This window comes from Dinghuibacter silviterrae (assembly GCF_004366355.1).
GTDB lineage: Bacteria > Bacteroidota > Bacteroidia > Chitinophagales > Chitinophagaceae > Dinghuibacter > Dinghuibacter silviterrae.
Map to the genome: position 1 here is coordinate 998,239 of NZ_SODV01000002.1, position 16,438 is coordinate 1,014,676.

15 protein-coding genes are annotated in these 16,438 nt (G+C 58.1%); 8 read left to right on the top strand and 7 right to left on the bottom strand.

The window, feature by feature from the left end; all coding sequences use genetic code 11:
- Positions 1–17: 17 nt before the first annotated feature.
- Both def and ruvX read right to left on the bottom strand, forming a co-directional pair.
- Positions 18–596, bottom strand: coding sequence for a peptide deformylase (gene def, locus EDB95_RS21425; RefSeq protein ID WP_133997038.1), 579 nt, complete (start codon positions 594–596; stop codon positions 18–20).
- 19 nt (positions 597–615) lie between these two features.
- Positions 616–1,032, bottom strand: coding sequence for a Holliday junction resolvase RuvX (gene ruvX / locus EDB95_RS21430; RefSeq protein WP_133997041.1), 417 nt, complete (start codon positions 1,030–1,032; stop codon positions 616–618).
- Positions 1,033–1,070: 38 nt separating this feature from the next.
- On the opposite strand from ruvX, the gene EDB95_RS21435 reads away from it, so the two are divergent.
- The gene (locus EDB95_RS21435) at positions 1,071–1,502 is read left to right on the top strand and encodes a DUF4870 domain-containing protein (protein ID WP_133997044.1); all 432 of its coding nucleotides are present in this window, start codon (positions 1,071–1,073) and stop codon (positions 1,500–1,502) included.
- Between the two features lie 23 nt (positions 1,503–1,525).
- Here the strand turns inward: EDB95_RS21435 and EDB95_RS21440 are convergent, their stop codons facing one another.
- Both EDB95_RS21440 and EDB95_RS21445 read right to left on the bottom strand, forming a co-directional pair.
- The gene (locus EDB95_RS21440) at positions 1,526–2,398 is read right to left on the bottom strand and encodes a UbiA-like polyprenyltransferase (protein WP_133997046.1); all 873 of its coding nucleotides are present in this window, start codon (positions 2,396–2,398) and stop codon (positions 1,526–1,528) included.
- Positions 2,395–2,919 (bottom strand): RNA methyltransferase, encoded by a 525-nt coding sequence (locus EDB95_RS21445; protein ID WP_133997049.1) that lies wholly within the window; start codon positions 2,917–2,919, stop codon positions 2,395–2,397. The genes EDB95_RS21440 and EDB95_RS21445 overlap by 4 nt, the downstream gene beginning before the upstream one ends.
- Positions 2,920–2,983: 64 nt before the next feature.
- Between EDB95_RS21445 and lpdA the strand changes: the two genes are divergently transcribed.
- From lpdA to EDB95_RS21460, 3 genes are all read left to right on the top strand, one after another.
- Positions 2,984–4,390, top strand: coding sequence for a dihydrolipoyl dehydrogenase (lpdA, locus tag EDB95_RS21450; protein ID WP_133997052.1), 1,407 nt, complete (start codon positions 2,984–2,986; stop codon positions 4,388–4,390).
- Between the two features lie 157 nt (positions 4,391–4,547).
- Positions 4,548–9,497, top strand: a complete 4,950-nt coding sequence (locus EDB95_RS27955; RefSeq protein ID WP_133997055.1) for a tail fiber domain-containing protein — start codon at positions 4,548–4,550, stop codon at positions 9,495–9,497.
- Between the two features lie 3 nt (positions 9,498–9,500).
- Positions 9,501–10,064 (top strand): T9SS type A sorting domain-containing protein, encoded by a 564-nt coding sequence (locus tag EDB95_RS21460; protein WP_133997057.1) that lies wholly within the window; start codon positions 9,501–9,503, stop codon positions 10,062–10,064.
- A gap of 79 nt (positions 10,065–10,143) precedes the next feature.
- On the opposite strand, the gene EDB95_RS21465 is transcribed toward EDB95_RS21460, so the two are convergent.
- The gene (locus EDB95_RS21465) at positions 10,144–11,196 is read right to left on the bottom strand and encodes an RluA family pseudouridine synthase (RefSeq protein ID WP_262710553.1); all 1,053 of its coding nucleotides are present in this window, start codon (positions 11,194–11,196) and stop codon (positions 10,144–10,146) included.
- 38 nt (positions 11,197–11,234) lie between these two features.
- Here EDB95_RS21465 and lipB point away from each other — a divergent pair, with 38 nt between their 5' ends.
- Positions 11,235–11,930 carry a lipoyl(octanoyl) transferase LipB gene (gene lipB, locus EDB95_RS21470; protein WP_133997060.1) on the top strand — a complete coding sequence of 232 codons (696 nt, stop codon included), beginning with the start codon at positions 11,235–11,237 and terminating at the stop codon, positions 11,928–11,930.
- On the opposite strand, the gene EDB95_RS21475 is transcribed toward lipB, so the two are convergent.
- Both EDB95_RS21475 and EDB95_RS21480 read right to left on the bottom strand, forming a co-directional pair.
- Positions 11,913–12,611 carry a hypothetical protein gene (locus tag EDB95_RS21475; RefSeq protein ID WP_133997063.1) on the bottom strand — a complete coding sequence of 233 codons (699 nt, stop codon included), beginning with the start codon at positions 12,609–12,611 and terminating at the stop codon, positions 11,913–11,915. The two genes, lipB and EDB95_RS21475, sit on opposite strands and share 18 nt — an antisense overlap.
- 33 nt (positions 12,612–12,644) lie before the next feature.
- Positions 12,645–13,535, bottom strand: coding sequence for a 1-aminocyclopropane-1-carboxylate deaminase/D-cysteine desulfhydrase (locus tag EDB95_RS21480; RefSeq protein WP_162852715.1), 891 nt, complete (start codon positions 13,533–13,535; stop codon positions 12,645–12,647).
- Between the two features lie 41 nt (positions 13,536–13,576).
- Here EDB95_RS21480 and EDB95_RS21485 point away from each other — a divergent pair, with 41 nt between their 5' ends.
- The 3 genes from EDB95_RS21485 to EDB95_RS21495 are packed head-to-tail and all read left to right on the top strand — an operon-like array spanning position 13,577 to position 16,388.
- Positions 13,577–14,482: a nucleotidyltransferase family protein gene (locus EDB95_RS21485; RefSeq protein WP_133997069.1), complete on the top strand. Its 906-nt coding sequence runs from the start codon at positions 13,577–13,579 to the stop codon at positions 14,480–14,482.
- Positions 14,479–15,087: a thioredoxin family protein gene (locus EDB95_RS21490; RefSeq protein ID WP_133997072.1), complete on the top strand. Its 609-nt coding sequence runs from the start codon at positions 14,479–14,481 to the stop codon at positions 15,085–15,087. The genes EDB95_RS21485 and EDB95_RS21490 overlap by 4 nt, the downstream gene beginning before the upstream one ends.
- 8 nt (positions 15,088–15,095) lie before the next feature.
- Positions 15,096–16,388: a dicarboxylate/amino acid:cation symporter gene (locus tag EDB95_RS21495; protein WP_133997075.1), complete on the top strand. Its 1,293-nt coding sequence runs from the start codon at positions 15,096–15,098 to the stop codon at positions 16,386–16,388.
- Positions 16,389–16,438: the final 50 nt, after the last annotated feature.

Sequence of the window (16,438 nt, forward strand, 5' to 3'; positions counted from 1 at the left end):
ACATCAAGGATAATGCCTTATTTGGGGAAGGTCATTTTATAGTCCACGGAAACTTTTCCTTTGGAAATATCGTCCAGCTTGGCCTTGAGCAGCTTCCGGCGGAGGGGTTTGAGGTAGTCGATAAAAAGCTTGCCGTCTATATGGTCGTATTCATGCTGGATGACCCTTGCGGTGAGACCTGAAAAGGTTTCGGTATGGGGTTCGAAGTTTTCGTCGACGTAGGATAGCGTGATCTCTTCCGGTCTCAGGACGTCTTCCCGGATCTTTGGGATGCTGAGACAGCCTTCATTATAGGCCCATTCATCCCCGTCCAGCGACTGGACGTGGGCGTTTATAAAAACACGCTTGATGCCCGGATCGTCGTCATACTCCTCTTTTTCCTCGTCATCCATACGCTCGAAAACCTGGGCCGTATCCACCAGAAAAATCCGGATCGGTTTGTTGACCTGGGGCGCGGCGATGCCGACACCCTGGGAATAATACATGGTTTCCCACATGCTTTCCAGGAGTTCTTTCAGGTCCGGGTAATCCGGCGTTATATCTTTTGCTTCGGCCCGGAGGATCTGGGCGCCGTATGCGACGATGGGAAGAATCATAAGCGGCAAAGGTACGTTTTTATCCGTTTTGGGCCCGCAGATAGTCCTGGAGAAGGATCGTCGCCGCGATCTCGTCAACCAGTGCCTTATTACGCCGTTCTTTCTTTTTCAGCCCGCTGTCCAGCATGGATTGGGTGGCCATTTTCGACGTATAGCGCTCGTCCGCGGTTTCCAGGGGAATATGCGGAAACTCCTTCCGGAGCCGGGCGATCGCCTGCCGGACCAGGGGGGTGGCGTTGGTATCGGTATCGTCCCAGTTGGTGGGCATCCCGATCAGTATGAGATCGACGGTTTCCCGGGTCATATAGTTCTTGAGCCAGGTAAAAAGCTGCGGGGTCTCCACCGTGGTGAGCCCCGTGGCGATGATGCGCAACGGATCGGTCACCGCCAGGCCCGTGCGTTTTTTCCCGTAGTCGATGGCCAGTATCCTCCCCATCAAAAAATGTGTATTTTAGGTTTCAAATATCAAACACCATGAGCCTTTCCGCCAGCGAAACCAGAACATGGACCATGCTTTGCCACCTCAGCGCCCTGCTGATGCTTTTTTATACCTGGGGAGCCGTACTCGGCCCCCTCATCATCTGGCTCATTAAGCGGGGCGAATCCCCCGAGGTCGATGAGCAGGGTAAAGAATCGTTAAACTTCCAGATCACCATCTATATCATCTCCCTCGCCTTGAGCATCGTCCTCGGTCTGGCGTTCTTCGGGTCATGGGGCTTGTCGGGTCTTTTCGGCAGCCCGTTCGACCTGTTTTCGGCCCCGCACGTCCTGACCGGCGTGTTCGGCCTGGCCGGCATCCTGGGTCTTGTCCGCCTGGTCGACATCATCCTGGTGATCGTCGCCAGCATCCGGACGAATAACGGGGTGCCCTACCGGTATCCGTTCAACTTCCGGTTGATCCGCTAAGGGTGACTTGCGGCGCGTCGCTCCTATAGCGGTCCCTTGAAGAGGAACATATCCGCCACGACAAACACGGAGAACACCACGCTGGCGATCCCATTGGTCGTCATAAACGCCAGGTTCACCCGGCTCAGGTCTCCCGGTTTGACGAGGCGGTGCTGCATGATCAACATGCCCACGAATACCGCGACCCCGATCCAGTAGCAAACCCCGAAGTGACCATAAACGCCCGCCGCAATGACGCTGGCCGCGCTAAGGACGTGCAGGAGTTCGGAGATGCGCAAGGCCCTCCGTATGCCAACGGCTGCGGGCATGGAATGCAGGTGCTGCTCCTTGTCGAAGGACTCGTCCTGGAGCGCATAGATGACGTCGAAACCGCTCACCCAAAACACCACGGCAAAAGAGAACAGCACGGGCAAAAGCGCAAACGTCCCCGTCACCGCCAGGTAGGCGCCGATGGGCGCGAGGGATAGTCCCACGCCCAGGACCAGGTGGCAAAGCGCGGTAAAGCGTTTGGTATAGCTGTAAAAAAGGACCACGAAAAGCGCCACCGGAGACAGGAACAGGCAAAGGCGGTTGATCAATGCCGTACTGCCGATAAAAAGCAGGCAGCAGACGATGACGAACCAAAGTGCGCTGCTCCGGGAAATGATGCCCGCGGGGATCTCGCGTAAAGCCGTGCGCGGGTTGAGAGCGTCAAAGTGTGCATCGAGCCAGCGGTTGAAGGCCATCGCGGCACTCCTGGCGAACACCATGCACGCGATCACCAGCAAAAAGGTGAACCAGCTGAATCCATGACCGGTGCGCAATACGGCGGTGAAGTAGCCGATCATGGCAAAGGGCATGGCGAAGATGGTGTGCGAAAACTTGACAAGGCTTAGGTAATTCTTGAAGGTTGTCATACTATAAAAGATCTTCTGATTTCCCATAAGACAATACCCGCAGCGACCGATACATTGAGCGAGTGCTTGGTGCCCCACTGCGGGATTTCCAGCACCCCGTCGCAAAGCGGGAGAACGGAGGACGTAACGCCATCGACTTCGTTGCCAAACACCACCGCGGTCGGTCCTTTCGGTTCAAAATCCTGCAAGGCTGTGCTGTTCGTGGTTTGCTCCACCGCCCAGACCCGGTAGCCCTGCGCCCGGAGCGCCTTTACTGCTTCCTCCGTCGTTTCATAATACGACCAGTCCACCGATTCCGTGGCACCCAGGGCCGTTTTTTGAATGTCCCGGTGTGGAGGCCGGGGCGTATAGCCGCACAAACAAACACCACCCAACAAAAACGCATCCGCTGTTCTGAAAACAGACCCGACGTTGTGCATGCTCCTGACGTTATCCAGGACCACGGTCACGGGCAGTTTCTCAGACTGTCTGAATTCCTCCACGGACTTGCGCCCGAGTTCCACGGTCTTGAGTTTGCGCATGACCTGCAAAATTAAAATAAAATCCAGTACTTTTGCTTCCTTAAATCATCAATAATCATTAGCTATGGCTTACGATGTAATCGTTGTAGGTAGCGGCCCAGGAGGTTATCCCGCTGCTATCAGAGCTTCTCAACTGGGATTTAAAGTAGCGATCATAGAAAAGGAAAGTCTGGGCGGCATTTGCCTGAACTGGGGTTGCATCCCTACCAAGGCCCTCCTGAAAAGCGCCGAGGTTTTCGAATATACAAAGCATAGCCAGAATTATGGCATCAATGTAACGGACGCCAAACACGACTTTGGCGCCGTCATCAAACGCAGCCGCGGTGTGGCCGACAAGATGAGCAAGGGTGTTCAGTTCCTGATGAAGAAGAATAAGATCGACGTCATCATGGGCTTTGGCAAAGTGGCCGGCAAAGGGAAAGTGGAAGTGACGGCTGCTGACGGGAAAAAACAAATCGTTGAAGGCAAATACATCGTCCTGGCCACCGGCGCCCGCGCCCGTACGTTGCCCAATCTTCCCATCGACGGAACCAAGGTCATCGAATACCGCAAGGCAATGTCGCTGCCCGAGCAACCCAAAAGCATGATCGTCGTGGGTAGCGGCGCTATCGGAAGCGAGTTCGCCTTTTTCTACAATACCCTCGGCACGAAGGTGACCATCGTCGAGTTCCTGCCCCGGATCGTACCGGTGGAAGACGAGGACATCTCCAAGGAGTTGGAAAAACAATTCAAAAAACAAGGTATCACGATCATGACCTCCAGCGAGGTGACCAGCGTGGATACCAAGGGTAGCGGGGTCAAGGCCAAAGTAAAGACACCGACCGGTGAAGTGACCCTCGAAGCCGACGTCGTCCTGAGTGCTGTCGGTATTGCCGCCAACATCGAAGGCATCGGTCTGGAAGAAAACGGGATCAAAACCGAAAAAGGCCGCATCGTTACCGATAAATATTGCCAGACCAATGTTGCCGGGATCTACGCCATCGGCGACTGTATCCCCGGTCCCGCACTCGCGCACGTAGCCACCAAGGAAGGCATCCTGGCCGCCGAGGCCATTGCCTATACGGAAAAGAAACTGGCCCACCAGCCGGAACCCCTCGATTACGGGAACGTACCGGGTTGTACCTATTGCGAACCCCAGGTTGCCTCCGTAGGTATGACGGAAAAGGCAGCCAAGGACGCCGGCTATGAACTGAAGATCGGCAAATTCCCCTTCCTCGCCAGCGGGAAGGCAACCGCAGCAGGCAACACCGATGGTTTTGTAAAGGTCATCTTTGACGCCAAGTATGGTGAGTTCTTAGGCGCCCACATGATCGGACACAATGTCACTGAATTAGTGGCAGAAGTTTCGGTCGCCCGCAAGCTCGAAACGACCTACCACGAGGTCCTGGCTGCCATCCATCCCCACCCCACGATGAGCGAAGCCGTAAAGGAAGCCACTGCCGCCGCCTACGGCGAAGCGATTGATATCTAGGTAGAAATCAAACTACTTTGAGGGTATTCTCCAACTACAAATTGCGGAGAATACCCTTTTTTTATGGATTTTATGTATTTAAAAAAACTTTAAGTAATATTGTTATGAGAACGTGAAAGTCCAATACCGTACCTAATAGATTCCTTAAAATCTACATATGAAAACCAAGTACCTCTATGCACTCTTGGTAGCGTGCTTCCTCTCCACCACCATCCGAGCTCAGCAAGTTGGGATCAATTACCAGGCGGTTGCCAGGGCCCTAGGGGGCGTTGTCATCGCCAACAAAAGTGTGACCCTGAGGTTTACCATCACCGCAGGGAATAATGGTGCTGTACAGTACCAGGAAACACAACAATTAACAACCAACTACTATGGTCAGTTTTCCTGCCAGATAGGAACTGGGACGGTGACGCAAGGAACCTTTTCTACCATTCCGTGGAAAAATCAAAACCAGTATTTAAAGGTAGAGCTGATGGCCGAGGATTTGACCGGCAACAGCTTTATCGAGCTGGGGAACAACCCCTTCGCTGCCGTGCCTTACGCACTCTATGCCGCGAACGGTGGTACACCAGGCCCCGCCGGCCCTCAAGGCCCCCAAGGTCCTGCCGGTCCCCAAGGCCCTGCCGGTCCGGATGGGCCCGCAGGTCCCGCCGGTCCGCAAGGCGCCACGGGTTCCACGATCACCATCAAAAGCGCCTCCATCAACGCTTCTGGTGACCTGGTCCTGACCTTCTCGGACGGCACTACGACCACGACGTCTTCCTCCATCATCGGACCTGCCGGTCCAGCAGGCCCCGCGGGTCCTGCGGGTGCAACCGGTCCTGCCGGTGCCCAGGGGACGGGTATCGTCAAGGTGACCCTTAATTCGGATTACACCCTGACCTTTACGTATTCCGACGGCTCCACCTCGCCCAACATCGGTCCCATCAGGGGTGCCGACGGTCCTGCCGGCCCTGCCGGACCCGCCGGTCCCACAGGCGCTACCGGGGCCACCGGAGCTACCGGTACGACCATTAAAATTACCGGTGCCTCCATCAACGCCTCCGGGCAACTGGTGCTGACCTTCTCCGACGGCACGTCGACCAAGACGTCCAGTTCCGTGGTCGGTCCGGCCGGCCCCGCCGGCCCCACCGGGGCAACAGGTGCCACGGGCGCCACAGGTCCCCAAGGTCCTGCCGGTCCGCAAGGCCCCGCCGGCCCGACAGGTGCTACAGGTGCTACCGGTGCCACTGGGCCTGCCGGTGCAACCATCACCATTACCGGTGCCTCCGTCGACGCCTCCGGGCAATTGGTGTTGACGTTTTCCAACGGTACGACTGCAACAACCACCGCTTCCATCATCGGCCCTGCCGGTCCCACGGGGGCAACCGGTGCTACAGGCGCTACCGGTGCCACGGGCGCCACCGGCCCTGCGGGTCCCGCTGGTCCTACGGGTGCCACCGGCGCCACTGGTCCGACCGGTGCCACGGGTGCGACCGGCGCCGCCGGCGTCAGCGTGACGGGTGCCTCAATAAATGCTTCCGGCGACCTCGTATTGTCGTTGTCCGACGGTAGCACGATCACCACGACGACCTCCGTTGTCGGGCCTGCCGGGCCTACGGGTGCGACAGGTGCGACTGGTGCTACGGGTGCAACAGGTCCCGCCGGTGCGACTGGTGCCACGGGCGCCACCGGCCCTGCCGGTCCCGCTGGTCCTGCCGGTGCTACGGGTGCGACTGGCGCCCAAGGCCCCGCTGGCCCTGCCGGTGCGACTGGTGCAACAGGCGCGCAAGGTCCCATCGGTGCTACGGGCGCGACTGGCGCCGCCGGCGTCAGCGTGACGGGTGCCTCAATAAATGCTTCCGGCGACCTCGTATTGAGTTTGTCCGACGGTAGCACGATCACCACGACTACTTCCGTTGTCGGGCCTGCCGGTCCCACGGGTGCGACCGGCGCCACAGGTGCTACCGGTCCTGCCGGGGCTACGGGTGCGACTGGTCCTGCCGGTGCTACTGGCGCCACGGGCGCGCAGGGTCCCGCTGGTCCTATCGGTGCCACGGGCGCCACTGGTCCTACGGGTGCCACGGGTGCGACTGGGGCCGCTGGCGTCAGCGTGACGGGTGCCTCAATAAATGCTTCCGGCGACCTCGTGTTGACGTTGTCCGACGGTAGCACACTCACCACGACTACTTCCGTTGTCGGGCCTGCCGGTCCCACGGGTGTGACCGGCGCCACTGGTGCTACCGGTCCTGCCGGGGCCACGGGTGCGACTGGTCCCGCCGGTGCTACTGGCGCCACGGGCGCGCAGGGTCCCGCTGGTCCTACAGGTGCAACCGGTGCCACGGGTGCGACTGGGGCTGCTGGCGTCAGCGTGACGGGTGCCTCAATAAATGCTTCCGGCGACCTCGTATTGAGTTTGTCCGACGGTAGCACGCTCACCACAACTACTTCCGTTGTCGGCCCTGCCGGTCCTACGGGTGCAACTGGCGCTACCGGTGCCACGGGTGCTACCGGTGCGACTGGGGCCGCTGGCGTCAGCGTGACGGGTGCTTCCATAAATGCTTCCGGCGACCTTGTATTGAGTTTGTCCGACGGTAGCACGCTCACCACGACCACCTCTGTTGTCGGCCCCGCCGGCCCCACTGGTGCGACTGGTGCAACAGGCGCCACCGGTGCGACCGGTCCTGCCGGCGCTACCGGCGCCCAAGGTCCCGCAGGTCCCGCCGGCCCTACTGGTGCAACGGGTGCCACCGGCGCAACAGGCGCCACCGGTTCCACGGGTCCCCAAGGTCCCGCAGGTCCTACGGGTGCCACCGGCGCCACAGGTGCTGCCGGTACCGGTATTTCAAGTACCGCCCTCAACAGTGACTCGACCCTGTCGTTCACCTTTACCGACGGCAGTACCTGGAACTCGGTTACAAAGATCGTCGGCCGTCCGGGCAAGGGCCTGGACTCCGTATACGTCAATCCCGACTCTACGTTTGGGGCAACCTATACCGACGGTACAATCTATAAGTCCAAAATAAAAATTGTTCCTGCAGCAGCCGGCGACTCCCTCTGGAAAGCCACCAACGGGAACATCTTAAATGATGCCAACCTTCCGAAGGTCGGGATCAACAATCCTTCCCCCCTGACGACGTTCGACATGGTGGGCTCGATGAACCTGAACGACTCGGTGTCCGTCGCCCCTGTGCTGAACTTTGACTACCACCCGATGCTAAAGGCCTTCCGTATCAATTCGGGGGCACCTTTTACCTCGATCATGGTCGGAGACAGCGCCAACGGTTCCTATGCCGGTCAGAACGCCATCTACGATACTTATTTAGGCTACAATGCCGGTAAGTCCAATGCCGCCGGGTACAACGTATTCGTCGGTGCTCAAGCCGGTATGAGCAATATGGGTAAGGAAAATACCCTGATGGGATATAGCGCCGGTGCCGGGGACAACTCCACGGGCGCCCTTCTCAATAGCATGTTTGGTTACCAGGCCGGTGCCCTCACCGCCGCCAATTCCAAGAGCGGAGTGAGCGACGCAGGCAACTCTTATTTCGGTGCCAATGCCGGTCAAAACTTCGCCGGGGGCTACAACACCTTCTTAGGTGCGTATGCGGCTTCTCAGAACTCCGCTACCGGGGACAGTAACTTTGTGGCCGGTGCCTTTGCCGCCCAAAACCTCACCGGTAACGCCAATACGATTCTGGGTACACGCGCCGCCTCCACCACTGCTACCGGTAACGGTAACACGATCGTCGGTGCGCAAGCGATGGCAGGTAATGCCTCTACGTCCACCGGTCTGCAGGGAAACCTCAACACGACGATGGGTTATGCGGCGGCCATCAATACGACCTCCGGTTCACAGAACGTAATCTTAGGTGCGAATACAGCCGGTATATTGACCGGTGGTTCCCAGAATATTTTCCTTGGACCCGGTGCCGCACCGGGGATCAGTAACGGTTCCAACAACATCGCCGTAGGCGCTGGCGCGGATATCGTGGAAGATTCCACCGGAGCGTCTATTCAGCAAGGCCTGGCCATGGGTACTTTGGCCCGCGTCAGGAACGACAACGGCATTGCCCTCGGGACACGCGCCCGGACGGGCGGTGTAAACTCCGTCAGCATCGGCCGTGCCTCCAACGCAGACGGTGACGACATGGTCGTCATCGGGGATAGCACACTGGCCAGCAATTCATCGGACAGCGCCGTCGTTGTCGGTGAACATGCTTACGTAGACGGTTCGGGTAGCACCTCGGTTGGCGCCGGGGCGACGACTGCCGGTGACTGGGCTACCGCCGTCGGTGCCTATTCCTTTGCCATGGGACAAAATCTGAATGCCGGTACCGCCGTCGGGTTCTCCGCGTCCGCATTTGGCGACTATGCCGTTGCGATTGGTAACTTCGCCTATGCAGGCGATAACCACTCGATTGCGATGGGGGTGAATGCCACCGTCAACAATCAAGGCAACGGTTCCATGAGCAGCATCGCCATCGGGGACGGTGCCAATGCCGGGAACAGCAGCACCACCGCCAACAATTCCATTGCTGTCGGGACCAACGCCACCGCGAACCAAGACAACTCTCTTGCTCTTGGGGACGGCGTAACCGCCAACAATATCAATTCTTATGTCATCGGTGGAAGCACCGTCAAGGCTTTTGGTTTTGGTGTGGAAGTCGCTAACCCGACGACTTACGCCATGCAAATCAACCTGGGTTCCGGCAACACGGCAAATCTCGCCCGTGCCGGCGGTGTATGGAGTTATACTTCCGATGTCAACCGCAAGGAGAATTTTGAGACCATAGACCTGGATACGCTGCTCGAAAGGATCAACGAGATCCCGATCACGCGCTGGAATTATAAAGGCGACCCCTTGCAGACAAAGCACATCGGCCCCATGGCCCAGGACTTCTACCGTCAGTTCCACCTCGGCATCGACAATAAGAGTATCTCGACCATCGATCCTTCCGGTGTTTCCCTGGCCGCTGTTCAGGGCCTTTACCGGAAGCTTCAGGAAGACGAGCAGAAGATCAAGGACCTGCAAAGCGTCGTTGACAAACAACAGGCCCAGCAAGCCCAGATCGATGCCCTGACCGAAAGGCTCAATGAACTGGAAAAGAAACTGGCAAAACCTTAATGTATGACCAAGATCATCCAACCATCGATCTTCGCGGCCGCTGTAATGGCGCTCTTGGTCAGCGCGGGCGCCGCTTCAGCCCAGTCGCTGCCGGGTCCGGCCTGGTACGTGGTCGCTTCCGGTGGTGGCTCCGACTCCATTCCCTACAAGGGCTGGGGATTGGAATGCCGGTACACGGCGGTAGAGGTCTCCTACACCGTAGGGGAACCCTGTATCGCCTTCGACCACCTGGAAAAATTTGACGTCACTGAAGGCTTCCAGCAACCCGACGGTTACGGGGTCAAACCTTACGACCCGTTTGACGCGATCGAGTCGCTGACCTTCTACCCGAACCCTTGCCACCAATTTGGCTTTGTTCAATTCTACCTCAACGAGAGCTTTACCCAGCTCCACATGAAGGTATTCGAAATGAACGGCAAGTGCGTCTACGAGGACGACTTCAAGTCGGGTGACGGCAAGGTAACCTATCAACTGCCGACCTCACACCTGTCCCCAGGGGTGTACATCGTGCAGATCGTTGGGTTCACCTCCAAACGGTACATAGGCAAGCTCGTCGTCATACCCTAAAATACCGCTATTGCCCAATAGGTATATTTATCATGTGTAGTGAAACCGCCTACTTCTGTAGGCGGTTTATTTTTGCCCCTTACGCCTCGCGGTGCGCCGCATACGAGCGCCACTTCTCGATCACAAACCCCATGTCGGAAGGCAGGGGACTTTCGAAAAAGAGCCGCTCCCCTGTAAAGGGATGGGTAAACCCGAGGGTGCGGGCGTGGAGGGCGTGGCGGGGGCAGAGCGCGAAACAGTTGTCGACGAATTGTTTGTATTTGGTGTAGACCGTGCCTTTGACGATACGGTCACCCCCGTAGGTGTCGTCGTTAAAGAGGGGATGGCCGGTATGTTGCATGTGGACGCGGATCTGGTGTGTGCGGCCGGTTTCGAGCTTGCACTCGACCAGGCTGACATAGTGAAAGCGTTCGAGCACGCGGAAATGGGTCACGGCTTCTTTGCCGTAGTCGCCATCGGGGTAGGCGGCCATGATTTTACGGAAGCGCTGGTGGCGGCCAACATGGGCGCGGATGGTACCGGCGTCTTCGGCAAAGTCACCCCAGACGAGCGCCAGGTAAAGGCGGTCAACGGTATGGTCGAAAAACTGGCGGGCCAGGTGGGCGCTGGCTTTTTCGTTTTTGGCAAGGACGAGCAACCCGCTGGTGTTTTTATCGATGCGGTGGACCAGGCCGAAGCGGGAAAGCTGCATTTCGGTCAGGTCGGGTTGCTGCTCGCGGAGGTAATAGGCGACACCGTTGACCAGGGTGCCCGAATAATTCCCGCAACCGGGATGGACGACCATACCGGCGGGCTTGTCCAGCACCATGAGGTGATCGTCTTCATACACGATATTCAGCGGGAGCTTCTCGGGGATGATCTCGGTGGACTCGGGGCTTTCTTCCGAGTACAAGACGATCTCGTCCAGCGGCCTCACCTTGTAATTGGGTTTGACCGGCTGCTGGTTGACCAACACCAGCCCGGCTTCGATGGCCTGCTGGAGCTTGTTCCGGGTAGCGCCTTCGATCCTGGTCATCAGGAACTTGTCGATGCGCAAGAGGTCCTGCCCCTTGTCCACGCGGATATTCCGGCGGACATAGAGCTCTTCGGAGGCATCCCCGTTGTCGAGCACGATATCTTCGCTGTCCATCATGTCCGCAAAGGTACGACGAGTTTTCCTACCTTTGCCGGATGCAAACCGTCTTCTTCGAGGACTGCGGCCGCATCGGCTACCAGGAAGCCTGGGACTACCAGGAGCGCTTGTTACAGGAGAACGTACAGGCCCGGATGAACGGCCTGCCGACCGTCCACCGTCTTTTATTTTGCGAACACCCACCGGTGTATACCCTGGGCAAAAGCGGGCACATCGAAAACGTCCTGATCGACGATGCCGAGTTGTTGCGCCGTGGTATCGGGTTCTTCAAGACCAACAGGGGAGGGGACATCACCTTTCACGGTCCGGGTCAGTTGGTGGCCTATCCCATCCTTGACCTGGAGTATTTTGGTACCGACATCGGCAAGTACCTCCGGAACCTCGAAGAGGTCATCATCCGGACCCTCGCCGACTACGGGTTAAAGGGGGAGCGAAGCCCCGGTGAAACCGGCGTGTGGCTCGATCCCACGCTGCCCGGCCGCGAACGCAAGATCTGCGCCATGGGCGTCCGTTGCAGCCGCTGGATCACGATGCACGGGTTGGCCCTCAACGTCAATACCAACCTGGATTTCTTCAATTATATCGTGCCTTGCGGCATACAACAGAAACAGGTGACTTCGCTGAACAAGGAATTGGGCGGCCCGGTGGACGAGTCTCAGGTAAAAACGAGGGTAAAACATCACTTCGAGCAGGTGTTTGGCGCCACCCTGAAACCGTCAGTTATCCTTACTTAAAAGGAATTTATTCTTTTCCTGCAATACCCCGTCCACGTACAGTTCGAAATTGAACCAGCCGGCGTGGAGGAAATTCGATTTGTCGATCGTCAGCGGCAGGTCCTTTATATCCTGCATGTCAAAAAGAAAGTGTTGCTGGTCGTCGTAGAATTTGATCAGGTATTTTTTGGCGCCCGGTGGTGGCAACTCCACTTTGACGTTCCCGTAATCGTCTGTAAAAATATGCGTCGAGGGCTCCCACTCGGGTTTTTTCCTGGGGGACAGGGTAATCGACGCAGGACCGGCAGGCGCAGCCTCCTCGATCTTTTTGATCGCCGGGGGCGGTGCTATAAATATGACAGGGGTATCGGCGTGCGTAAAGGAATAGCCGGATTGCAGTTGGATAAACACCCGGTAGTACATCCGGACCGTCGGTGCCTTGGCGTCGTTGTACGTATACACACCAGGGCGAGGTTCGGACAGCGCATAAATCGTCGTAAAATTCTTCGCACTGTCATAAGAACGCTCCACGTTGACCTGAAGGGCAGAGACATAGGGATTGTAAAAGGCCACGATGATCCTTCCTTTTGCATTGATTACCTGGAACTTAGGCAAAGTGTCCTGGGCGGTGGCGCGGGTACACGGAGTGAGGGCTGAGAAAACGCATAGGATAATGGCGGTCGTAAGGATTTGGAGTCGCATGGTGCTGTATATCTGCAAAAATAGGGCCTGAACTCAAAATCCGAGCACCCCGGGGGATAAGGACCGGTTTCCCTGAAGACCCCCCGTATGCAAAAAAAGGACCCGGCTCCCCCGTGGAAAATACCCGTTGTGCGCCAGGTCCATCAGCGCAAAAGCCGCCTTCCCCGTATACACAAAATCCGTAGGCACCCCTTGTTGTTCATAAAAGGACCGCATAAAATCGAGCAATCCGGGGGTATGTTTTCCATATCCCCCCAACGAATAGCCGTGCACCAGTCCGACACCGCCCAGGCGCTCCGCAAAAGCTGCCTGTTCTTCCGGTGGCACGGCGATCACAGGGACGCCCACCGCCCTTTGCCCGGGCAGAAGGGCGCGGTCTATGCCCTGCAAGGTCGTCCCGGTACCGACGGCCATGAGGATGTGAGAAAAAGTATGTTGCTCCGCAATCGCTTTTAGGATCAACCCGGCGCCCCTTATCCCAAGCGCTCCCGCACCGCCTTCCGGGATGACCAGCGCCCCGCGGGCCGCAGCCCCCGCCTCCGTGCGCGCCAACGCCCGGTACTCCTCCCTGGACACAAACGCCAACTGCATCCCCAGCGCCCGGCAGTCTTCCAAGGTTTGTCCCCAACGCCGGGGCTCCTCCCCCCGCACCACCCCCATGCACGGTATGCCCATCTCACTGCAGGCAAAGGCCGTGGCCACGAGGTGGTTGGAATACGCGCCTCCAAACGTGACGACACTTTCATATCCTTCACGGTGGTACCGGTCCAGGTAATACCACAATTTAAAAAGCTTATTCCCCGACACCACCGGGTGTAAGAGATCGAGCCGGGCAACGGCCCCGCTCACCTCCCCCCCTAGGTCCAGGGGGGCAAGCGGTATCGGTTTTTGTAGCAAATTGCGCAGGAAGTCGCCGGTGTACACCGGGCAAAGATGAAAGCTTTTTGGATTATATTCGCACCACCATGCAGAAACCCACCTTATTGATCCTGGCCGCCGGTATGGCCTCCAGGTACGGCGGAAGCCTCAAACAGATACAGAAATTCGGCCCTTCGGGGGAGACCATCATGGATTATTCCCTGTTTGACGCCATCCGTGCCGGATTTGGAAAGGTCGTCTTTATCATCCGCAAGGAATTTGCCGAGGAGTTCAAGGCCATCTTCGAACCGAAGTTGAAGGGTAAGGTGGAAGTGGAATACGTTTACCAGGAACTCAACGACTTGCCCAAAGGATTTACCGTACCGGAAGGCCGGACAAAACCCTGGGGAACGGCCCATGCCATGTTGTGTGCCGGGCAAAAGATCAACGAGCCCTTTATCGTCATCAACGCCGATGACTTCTATGGCAAAGACGCCTTCGAAAAGGCGTGCGGCTTCCTCGATAAACGCGTAGCCCCCGACCGTTATGCGATCGTAGGCTACGAACTGCGCAAAACCCTTTCCGACCACGGTACGGTCAGCCGGGGCGTCTGCACCGTCGATGCCAACAACCATCTTACCGGCATCACCGAACGCACGAAGATCTATCCAGAGAACGGGAAGATCGTATACGAAGATGAAACCGGGAAACACGAGGTGCCGGTCGATTCCAAGGTGTCCATGAACTTCTGGTGCTTTCACCCCAACATATTTGAGATCACCAAGCAACAATTCACCGAGTTCCTCAGGGGCCATGGCCAGGAGTTGAAAAGCGAGTTCTTCATCCCGCTGGTGGCCGATGAATTCATCCGCAGCGGCGAAGGCGCGGTCGACCTGGTACCCACATCCAGCCAGTGGTTCGGCGTCACGTACCAGGAGGACGCTCCTTTTGTCACCAACAGCATTCAGTCCCTCGTTGCGAGCGGCGAGTACCCGTCCAACCTTTGGGCATGAAGCGCGCGCTGACAGCCGTCATTGCATGGACGACCCTGGTCGCGGCCGCCGGCGCCGCGCCGATGAAGGCCGCCACGGCGACACGGCCCGCCAGCCGCGCTGTCGCGACGCCTGCGCCAGCCCCGCCTTCGGCGGACAGCGTCCTTGCCGCCGCCTACCGCGAGGCCGCCGCCACGCACCGCAAGGTCTTCGTGATCTTTCACGCGTCCTGGTGTGGCTGGTGCCATCGCATGGACAGCATCATGAAGGCGCCCGTATGTCAGCCACTGTTCGAAAAAAACTATGTGGTCACCCACCTGGTGATCCTGGAGACAGGGTCAAAGGCGGCGCTTGTCAACCCGGGCGCCATGGAGCTGTATACCAAGTACGCAGGGGCCCAAGGACAAGGCATTCCCTTTTTCCTCATCATTAATCCCGACGGGACCGTCCTCCAGGATTCACGGATAAAACCGGAAGGGGCGGCCCCTGGCAGCTGGGGGAACAATACCGGCTGCCCCGACAGCGACGAGGAACTGACGTATTTCGTCCGCCTGCTCCACGAAACATCCACCCTCTCCGATACCGAGCTCAAGACGATCCGCGCCCAGTTCGCGCGGAAGTCTTAAATTCGGAGATGACACGTTTCTGGTCTCACTACGGTAGCATGCTTTCTCTCTTGGGAGGTATCCTTGCCGGTTGTATCCTCGGTCTCGTTTTTGGCAAGCGCATCCTTTTCCTGGAGGCGGCCGGCAATATTTTTCTGAATCTGCTCTTTACCGTCGTCGTTCCGTTGGTCTTTTTCGCCATCGCTTCCGCCATCGCCGGGGTGGAGTCTTCCGCGCACATCGGCAAGGTGGCCAGGATGACGGTGGTTGTCCTGGTGGGCACGGTGATCGTGAGCGCCCTGGTCACGGTCGTGGCGCTGTGGTGCTGGCCGCTGCACCCGGTGTCGGTCACAACAACCTCGGCGGTCCACGTGACCGGCGGACCCGGCGCGGCCCCCGCGGCCCAAGCGGCCCCCGCGGACACGCGCTCCGCCGGAGACGTCCTCACCCAGCTGTTCACCGTCCAGGAATTCTTCTCCCTTTTTAGCCGCAAGAGCATGCTGGCGCTAATCATTTTGGCGGTAGGGACGGGATTCGCCACTCAAAGAGCCCGGGAGAAGGGGAAGCCCTTCAGGGCCTTTCTGACCTCCGGTAACGAGGTCATGCAACAACTGCTGGCCCTGGTGATGTACACCGCTCCTTTTGGTTTGGGCGCATATTTCGCCTGCCAGGTGGCCAACTGGGGTGGGGGCGTCCTGGGGGCTTATGGCCAGGCCATCGCATTGCTGAGCGGGGTGAGTATTTTTTACTATATATTTTTCTTTAGCCTCTACGCCCTCCTGGCAGGGGGGAAATGGGCGCTAAAGACCTATTGGCGGAACAACATCATACCCTCGGCCACCGCCCTGGGCACGAGCAGCAGCATTGCGGCGATCCCGGCCAACCTTGAGGCGGCGGGGAAGATGCGGATACCGCCCCTGATCGCCAACCTGGTCATTCCCATTGGCGGTCCCCTCCATAAAGAGGGGTCTGCGATCTGCGAGGTGGTGAAGATGTACCTGCTTTTTGCGCTTTTCCACCCGGCTATTTCCCCGTTGTATGGCTTTTTGCTGGCCATCGGTCTGGCGTGGTTGGTGAGCATCGTGGAGGGCGGTATTCCCAACGGGGGGTATATTGGCGAGGTCCTGACCCTCTCGGTGCTGACCTTGCCTCCGGAGGCGCTGCCGCCGATCATCCTGCTGGGGACGGTCACCGACCCCATCTCGACGGTGGTCAATGCAACCGGGGATACGGCTTCGGCCATGCTGATCGCCCGGCTGACCCGGGGGAGGCGATGGATGGACGACACGCCCAACAGCGAAAACGGACAAAATGTTGTGTAAAAAATACACATTAAGCAACCTTTTGCCTATTTTGCGGCCTCATTGAACAA